At 67.6% G+C, this 7,619-nt stretch carries 8 protein-coding genes; 4 read left to right on the top strand and 4 right to left on the bottom strand.

The features are described from left to right. The first annotated feature begins 9 nt into the window (after window positions 1–9). Window positions 10–177 carry an anion permease gene (locus OS124_RS26930; RefSeq protein WP_337459414.1) on the top strand — a complete coding sequence of 56 codons (168 nt, stop codon included), beginning with the start codon at window positions 10–12 and terminating at the stop codon, window positions 175–177. A 70-nt stretch (window positions 178–247) separates the two neighbouring features. Here OS124_RS26930 and OS124_RS0105540 read toward each other — a convergent pair whose 3' ends face one another. The 3 genes from OS124_RS0105540 to OS124_RS0105530 all read right to left on the bottom strand — a co-directional run bounded on the left by OS124_RS0105540 (window position 248) and on the right by OS124_RS0105530 (window position 2,755). Further along, the gene (locus OS124_RS0105540; RefSeq protein WP_010138386.1) at window positions 248–1,009 is read right to left on the bottom strand and encodes an ABC transporter permease; all 762 of its coding nucleotides are present in this window, start codon (window positions 1,007–1,009) and stop codon (window positions 248–250) included. Further along, on the bottom strand, window positions 1,006–1,941 hold the full coding sequence (locus OS124_RS0105535) for an ABC transporter ATP-binding protein (protein WP_010138385.1): 936 nt from the start codon (window positions 1,939–1,941) through the stop codon (window positions 1,006–1,008). Before OS124_RS0105535 ends, OS124_RS0105540 begins: the two co-directional genes overlap by 4 nt. Before the next feature lie 295 nt (window positions 1,942–2,236). Further along, on the bottom strand, window positions 2,237–2,755 hold the full coding sequence (locus OS124_RS0105530) for a CoxG family protein (protein ID WP_029375198.1): 519 nt from the start codon (window positions 2,753–2,755) through the stop codon (window positions 2,237–2,239). A 546-nt stretch (window positions 2,756–3,301) separates the two neighbouring features. On the opposite strand from OS124_RS0105530, the gene OS124_RS0105525 reads away from it, so the two are divergent. From OS124_RS0105525 to OS124_RS0105515, 3 genes are all read left to right on the top strand, one after another. Then, a complete protein-coding gene (locus OS124_RS0105525) occupies window positions 3,302–3,661 on the top strand; it encodes a hypothetical protein (protein ID WP_010138383.1) in 360 nt (119 codons plus the stop codon). 97 nt (window positions 3,662–3,758) lie between these two features. Further along, complete coding sequence (locus OS124_RS0105520; protein ID WP_010138382.1) at window positions 3,759–4,769, top strand: DUF1775 domain-containing protein; 1,011 nt, start codon at window positions 3,759–3,761, stop codon at window positions 4,767–4,769. Between the two features lie 51 nt (window positions 4,770–4,820). Continuing rightward, the gene (locus tag OS124_RS0105515) at window positions 4,821–5,408 is read left to right on the top strand and encodes an SCO family protein (protein ID WP_010138381.1); all 588 of its coding nucleotides are present in this window, start codon (window positions 4,821–4,823) and stop codon (window positions 5,406–5,408) included. Between the two features lie 31 nt (window positions 5,409–5,439). Here OS124_RS0105515 and OS124_RS0105510 read toward each other — a convergent pair. Continuing rightward, on the bottom strand, window positions 5,440–7,619 hold a 2,180-nt coding region (locus OS124_RS0105510; protein WP_010138380.1), incomplete at its 5' end, for a GcvT family protein.

Here is a 7,619-nt window from a genome sequence, read left to right as displayed (position 1 = left end):
GGCGCCTCGATGGCCTTCATGATGCCGGTGGCAACGCCGCCGAACGCCATCGTCTTCTCTTACGAGGAGATGCAGCTGTCGGACATGGTGAAGGCGGGCTTCCTGCTGAACATCGCGGCAATCGCGGTGGTCTACCTGGCGATGTTCCTGCTGGCCCGACCCATCTTCGGGCTCTGAGATCTTCGGGCTTTGAAATCGGCGCCCCCCGGCCGCGGCCGGGGGGCGCCAAGTCACACTGGCGCGCGGCTCAGTCGCGCAGGCGCCAGCCGGTGCGGAAGATCTGCCAGACGATGACGAGGCAGATGGCAAAGAAGGCGGCGATGGCCAGAAGGCTCCAGCCGATGGCCACGTCCGCGACGCCGAAGAAGGCCCAGCGGAAGCCCGAGATCAGGTAGAATACCGGGTTGAAGTGGGTCACCGTCTGCCAGACCGGCGGCAGCATCGAGGTCGAGTAGAACGAGCCGCCGAGGAAGACCAGCGGCGTGACGATCAGCAGCGGCACTAGTTGCAGCTGTTCGAAGTTCTTCGCCCAGATGCCGATGATGAAGCCCATCAGCGAGAACGCGAGGCAGGTCAGCACCAGGAAGGCGATCATCGCCAGCGGGTGCAGGATCGACAGGTCGACGAAGACCGCCGCCGTGCCCAGGATCACCACCCCGATGAACAGCGCCTTGGTCGCCGCCGCGCCGACGAAGCCCAGCACGATCTCAAGGAAGTTGACCGGCGCCGAGAGCAGCTCGAACACCGTGCCGACGAACTTGGGGAAGTACATCCCGAAGCTGGCGTTGGAGATCGACTGCATGATCACCGAGAGCATGATCAGCCCCGGCACGATGAAGGCCCCGTAGGCGACCCCCTCGACCGTCTCGATGCGCGACCCGATGGCAGCGCCGAAGACGACGAAGTAGAGCGAGGTCGAGATCACCGGAGAGATGAAGCTCTGGCCGATGGTGCGGAAGAACCGCGACATCTCGTTGACGTAGATGGCCTGGACGGCGCGCAGGTTCATGCCGGGGCTCCTTTCTCTTCGACCAGTCCGACGAAGATCTCTTCCAGAGAGCTCTGCCGGGTGTGCAGGTCCTTCAGCACGATGCCCGCCTCGCTGAGCGCGGACATCAGCCCGGCGATGCCGGTGCGGTCGGCCTGGGTATCGTAGCTGTAGGTCATCGACAGACCATCCTCGCCAAGGCAGAGGTCGTAGCCCGACAGCGGTTCGGGGATCGCGGTGAGCGGCTCGCGCAGCTCGATCGTCAGATCCTTGCGCCCGAGGCGGCGCATCAGGTCGGCGGTGCGTTCGACCATCAGGATCTCGCCATCGCGGATGACCGCGACACGGTCGGCCATGGCCTCGGCTTCCTCGATGTAGTGGGTCGTCAGGATGATGGTGACGCCGGCGGCCTTCAGGTCGGCCACCACGTCCCACATCTCCTTGCGCAGGGCCACGTCGACACCGGCGGTCGGCTCGTCGAGGAACAGCACCTTGGGTTCATGGGCCAGCGCCTTGCCGATCAGCACGCGCCGCTTCATGCCGCCCGACAGCTCGCGCACCCGGTTGGCACGCTTGTCCCAGAGCGCCAGCTTGCGCAGCACGTCTTCCACCTTGGCGTCGTCGCGGGGCTTGCCGAACAGCCCGCGCGAGAAGTGCAGGTTGGCGCCCACGTAGGAGAAGGGCTCGAGGTTGATTTCCTGCGGCACCAGGCCGATCAGGCTGCGCGCCTGGCGATACTGGGTCTTGATGTCGTAGCCACCGACGGTGGCGCTGCCCGAGGTGGGCTCGGTGATCCCGCACAGCGTCGAGATCAGGGTCGTCTTGCCGGCTCCGTTGGGGCCGAGAAGGGCGAGGATCTCTCCCTCCTCGATGTCGAGGGTGACGCCTTTCAGCGCCTCGAAGCCGCCCTCGTAGACCTTCCGGAGGTCGCGGATCTTCAGGATCGCGGACATGTGGTTCTCCCTGGAGGTGAGGTTTACAGGGGCCGGAATGGCCCCATGCGCTGCGAGGACTCCCCAGGGGTGTCGCCTGCAGCGCAGGTCAGACAGATAGGTGAGAGGCCGCGCTGTTTCACTGTGCCCTTTCACACATCCGTGTGCGCATCCCCGCGTCTGCGCACGGAAATGCAAGAGACTGGTGCCGCCCTGCTGTCAGGCGCACCCCGCGCGCAGCGGGGCCCCGAGCCATTCGGGCCCCAGTCTTTCAGGCCCCAGTCGAGCAAGCGCCAGTCGTACGTGTTTCAGTCCTTCAGGCGCCGCGCAGGCGGCTCAGCCAGCCCTTCTTCACCGCCTCAGGGGTCTCGCCCCCCTCTGCCGCATCCTCGGCCGGGCCTTCCAGAACCTCCTGGAAACGGGTGAAGAACTGATCCGCCATCTTCTTGGCGAAGCCGTCGATGACCCGCGAGCCGAGCTGCGCCAGCTTGCCGCCGACCTTGGCCTGGACCTCGTAGCTCAGCTGGGTGCCGCCCTCGACCTCGGCCAGGGTCACCCGTGCCTCGCCCTTGGCGAAACCGGCCGCACCGCCCTTGCCCTCGCCGGTCAGTGTCAGCGCCTCGCCCTCGGTGATTTCGCTGACCGTCACCTGGCCCTTGAAGGTAGCCTTCACCGGGCCGACCTTCTGCACCACAGTGGCGTCGAAGCCCTCTTCCGGCGTGCCGGTCACGTCCTGCGCGCCGGGGACGCATTCCTGCAGCACCTCGGGCGAGAGCAGCGCGGCGAAGACGGTTGCCCTGTCGGCCGCGATCACGCGGCTGTCACTCATTTCCATGGAGGCCTCCCTGAACCCTGGGCCCGCGACCAGCATCGGTGCGGTGCCTGCTTTCCGTTGGCACAGGCTAGAGCATCACCGGAGGCTTGGGAAGAAGGGCCACGAGGGTCCGGACCGACGGAGGGACGCCGCCGGTCCGGGTGCCCGGGCTGCGTTGTGGGTACGCGGAAACATGCCCGGGGTCCCTTGGAGCCGGGTCGGAGGCTTGGTGTGTGTGTCAGCTGAGCCGACCCGGCTCCCAGATTTTCAGGCGGCGCACAGGGGCCGGTTCACTTGGAACCTGACCGCCTGGCCGTCGCCGAGCGCCGGAGCCGGGTCCCGACAGGGGGGTGGATGAAGGGTCCGTCCCGGCGCTCGATACCTGTGTATAGCCTGTATCTTGCCCACATCTTAAGCCGCGCATTGGTGTCTTGGCCCGCAACAAAGGGTAGCCCACCTACCCGAACGGATAGGAGGGGATGGACAGGCCCCGCGAGGCCCTGCGGCAGATCGCGCCAGGGCGCGTTCGGGACTTTCGCGAGGCCCTCCTGCGCGCTAGAAAGCGGCATGACCGTCGCCCTGCGCCGCCTCTCATCCGTCCTGCTGCTGGCCCTGACCCTGGCCTGGGGCGGGATGCTGTCGGCCGCGCACATGGCGCCCTCGGCGGATGAGATGGCGCGGGCCTCCAGCGTGCTGGCCCTGGAACCGGGCACCGGCTCGCTCTGCGCCGGCGAAGAGACCGCCGGGCACGCCCATCACTGCCCCTTCTGCCATGCCCTGCCAACTGCGCCAGAGCTGCACATCGACCCTGCCGTCTCGCGGCTGGTCTTCGCCCAGGAGCGCCCGCGCGACCGCGTCCAGCGACGGCCAGACCAGGCCGGATGGCGTGCCCACGGGCCCCGCGCACCCCCACTGTTTCACGTCTGATACCGGGCCTTCGAGCCTTTGAACGCGCGCCTTCCGGCGTGCAGGATGACATGCGCAGACCGGCCCTGACCGCTGCGCCGGACCAGAGACAGTGACAATGAAAACCCTTCTTTCCACCCTTGCCCTGACCACAGCCCTTGCCGCCTCCGTCGCCGGCACCGCCTCGGCCCATGCCACGCTGGAACAGCGCGAGGTGCGCCTTGGCGAAGCCACCAAGATCACCCTGCGCGTGCCGCATGGCTGCGACGGCGAGGCCACCGAGACCGTCCGCCTGACGATCCCCGAGGGCTTCTACAACGTGCAGCCTATGCCCAAGGCCGGCTGGCAACTCTCCACCACCACCGGCGCCTATGCGACGCCCTACATGAACCACGGCACCGAGATGACCGAGGGCGTGCGCGAAGTGGTCTGGAGCGGCGGCCACCTGGAAGACGGCTGGTACGACGAATTCACCGTGCGCGGCACCTTCGCCCATGCCGAGGCAGGCAGCACGGCCCATTTCCCCGCCCTGCAGGAATGCGCCAACGGCGTCGCCGACTGGACGGATACCTCGGGCGGGCAGGTGCCGAACCCGGCGCCGAAGCTGGTGCTGGTCGCCGGAGATGACGCGGACCACGCCCATGGCGGCCATGACCACGGCGCCGCCGCACCTGCCGGACACGGCCATGGCGACCACGCGATGGACATGGGCACCGGCGATGTCACGCTCGGCGCGCTGACGCTCTCGGGGGCCTATTCCCGCGCCACGCTGCCCAATGCCCCCGTCGGCGGCGGCTTCCTGTCCATCACCAACACCGGCAGCAGCGATGATCGCCTGATCGGCGTCGAAACGGCCGTGGCCGGTCACTCCGAGGTGCACGAGATGGCGATGGAAGGCGATGTGATGAAGATGCGCGCGCTGACCGAGGGGCTGGTGATCCCGGCCGGAGAGACGGTCGAGCTGAAGCCCGGCGGCCTCCATCTGATGTTCATGAAGCTGAACACGCCCCTGGTCGAGGGCGAGACGGTCGATGTCACCCTGACCTTCGAACACGCCGGCTCGGTCACCCTGCCCCTGGCCATCGGTGCGCCGAATGCCAAGGCTGCCCAGGACCACGCCCACCATTGACCCCCCCGGCCCTGCCCCGGCAGGGCCACCCAAATGACAGGAGTACCCGAGATGAGCAGAAAGGGCCTGACGCTGGCGCTCTGGGGCCTCGTTGCCCTGGCGATCCTCGCCTTTGCCGCACTGAAGCTGATCCAGCCGATGCTGAACCGCACCCTCGCCGACGAGCTGGGCCGTGGCGACTACGCGCTGCAGATGACCGATGGCGGCACCTTCACCGAAGACAGCCTGAAGGGCGGCGCCACCGCCGTCTTCTTCGGCTTCACCCATTGCCCCGAGGTCTGCCCCACGACTCTCGGCGACATCGCCACCTGGCAGGAAGACCTGGGCGAGGACAACCAGCTGCGCGTCTTCTTCGTCACCGTCGACCCCGAGCGGGACGACGTGAAGACCCTTGGCGACTATGTCTCCTGGGCGCCGGGCGTGACCGGCGTCTCGGGCTCGCGCGCCGAGATCGACAAGGCGATCAAGGCCTTCCGGGTCTATGCCCGTCAGGTGGCGCTTGAGGACGGCGACTACACCATGGACCATTCGGCCTCGGTGCTGCTGTTCGACCGCAAGGGCCGCTTCTTCGAGCCGATCGGCTACCAGGAAGACTACGAGCGGGTGATCGACAAGATCCGCCGCATGCAGGCGAGCTGAGGAAGGGGCGGCCTTGCGGGGCCGCCCTTTTTCATGCCTTCACGCGCTCTGACTTCGGGTCAAGGAAGGGCCGCAGGCTGGCCTCGGCCCGCACGCGGCGGCCCGCCACGTCGATCTCGTAGACCGATCCCAGCAGCTCTTCCACGCTTTGCCCGGCAGAAGGAATATAGCCCATCCCCATGGCCGCGCCGAGGTGATGGCCATGGGCACCCGAGGTCAGGTGGCTGACAACCTGCCCGTCCCGCAACACCGGTTCGGCGTGATAAAGCAGCGGCTCAGGGTCCGTCAGCTTGAACAGCACCAGCCGCATCGACAGCCCCGCCTCCTTCTTGCGCAGCACCGCGTCACGGCCGATGAAATCGGGCTTGTCGGTCTTCACGGCAAAGCCGAGGCCCGCTTCCAGCACGTGATCCTCGCAGGTGATGTCATGGCCGAAGTGGCGACAGCCCTTCTCCATCCGGCAACTGTCCATCATGTGCAGCCCGCAAAGCGTCGCGCCAAGCGCCTCGCCCGCCTCAAGCAGCGCCTCGAAGACATGGGCCGCCATGTCGGAAGGGACATAGACCTCCCAGCCCAACTCGCCCACGTAGGTCACCCGATGCGCGCGAGCCAGGGCCATGCCGATCTCGATCTCGCGGGCGGTGCCGAAGGGGTGGGCGGCGTTGGAGAAGTCGTTCGGGGACACGCGCGCCATGAGGTCGCGTGCCTTGGGCCCCATGACGGCAATCACCGCTTCGCCAGGGGTCACGTCGGTCAGCACCACGCGCGCTTCGCCCAGGTGGCGGCGCATATGGGCCATGTCGGCCTGCACCGTCGCCGCCGGGGTGACGACGAGATAGGCGGTCTCCGACAGGCGCGTGATGGTCACGTCGGCCTCGATCCCGCCACGCGTGTTCAGGAACTGGGTGTAGACGATCTTGCCCGGTGCCACGTCCATCTGTCCGCCCGCGATGTGGTTCAGAAAGGCGCAGGCCTCCGGCCCCTCGACGCGGATCTTGCCGAAGGAGGACATGTCGTAGAGCCCCACCCCCTCGCGCACCGCGCGGTGCTCTGCGGCGACATTGGCAAACCACGTGGGGCGCCGCCAGCTGTAGTCGTAGACCGGCGCCTGATCGGGCCCGGCGAACCAGTTGGCGCGCTCCCAGCCCGCCAGCTCGCCGAAGACCGCGCCCCGGGCCTTCAGCGCCTCGTGCAGGGGCGAGCGGCGCACCCCGCGTGCCGTGGCCTTCTGGCGGAACGGGAAGTGATCGGCATAGAGCAGGCCGAGCGTTTCCTTCGAGCGTTCGGCCAGATAGGTCCGGTTGCCCTGGAAGGGCTGCATCCGCGCGATATCCACGTCGCCCAGATCGAAAGGCTTCTCGCCCGCCTCCATCCACTCGGCCAGTGCCCTGCCTGCGCCCCCGGCGGACTGGATGCCGATCGAGTTGAACCCCGCCGCGACCCAGACATTGTCCATCTCGGGCGCCTGTCCAAGGTGATAGGCATCGTCAGGGGTGAAGCTTTCGGGGCCGTTGAAGAAGGTGTGGATGCCCGCCTCGGCCAGCATCGGCATGCGGGCGATGGCGGCTTCCATGATCGGTTCGAAATGCTCGAAATCCTCTGGTAGCTGGTCGAACTCGAAATCCTCGGGGATGCCGTCCAGGGCCCAGGGCTTGGCGACGGGCTCGAAGGCCCCCAGAAGGATCTTGCCCGCGTCCTCCTTGTAGTAGGCGCATTCGTCGGGCACGCGCAGGGTGGGCAGCTGGCCCAGACCCTCGATGGTGTCGGTGACAAGGTAGAAGTGCTCGCAGGCCTGCAGGGGGACGTTGACGCCCAGCATGCGGCCGACCTCCCGGCCCCACATGCCGGCGCAGTTGACCACGTGCTCGCAGGTGATGTGGCCTGCTTCGCCCTCGGCTTCCCAGTCCACGCCGGTGATGCGGCGCCCCTGCCGGGCCACGCCGGTGACCTTCACCCGTTCCAGCACCTGTGCGCCGCGCATCTTCGCGCCCCGGGCCAGCGCCAGCGCGATGTTCGCCGGATCGCCCTGCCCGTCCTTCGGCAGGTAGACACCCGCCGTGGCGCCCTCGATGTTCACATGCGGATACATCGCCTTCACCTCGGCGGGAGAGATCGCCTCTGCCTCGACCCCGAAGGCGCGGGCCATGGCGGCCTGGCGCAGGATCTCTTCCCGCCGCTCGCCGGTCAGCGCCAGCGTGATCGAGCCATTGC

The organism is Oceanicola sp. S124 (assembly GCF_000220565.1).
GTDB lineage: Bacteria > Pseudomonadota > Alphaproteobacteria > Rhodobacterales > Rhodobacteraceae > Pseudooceanicola.
This window is presented reverse-complemented; position numbering and strand designations above follow the sequence as displayed.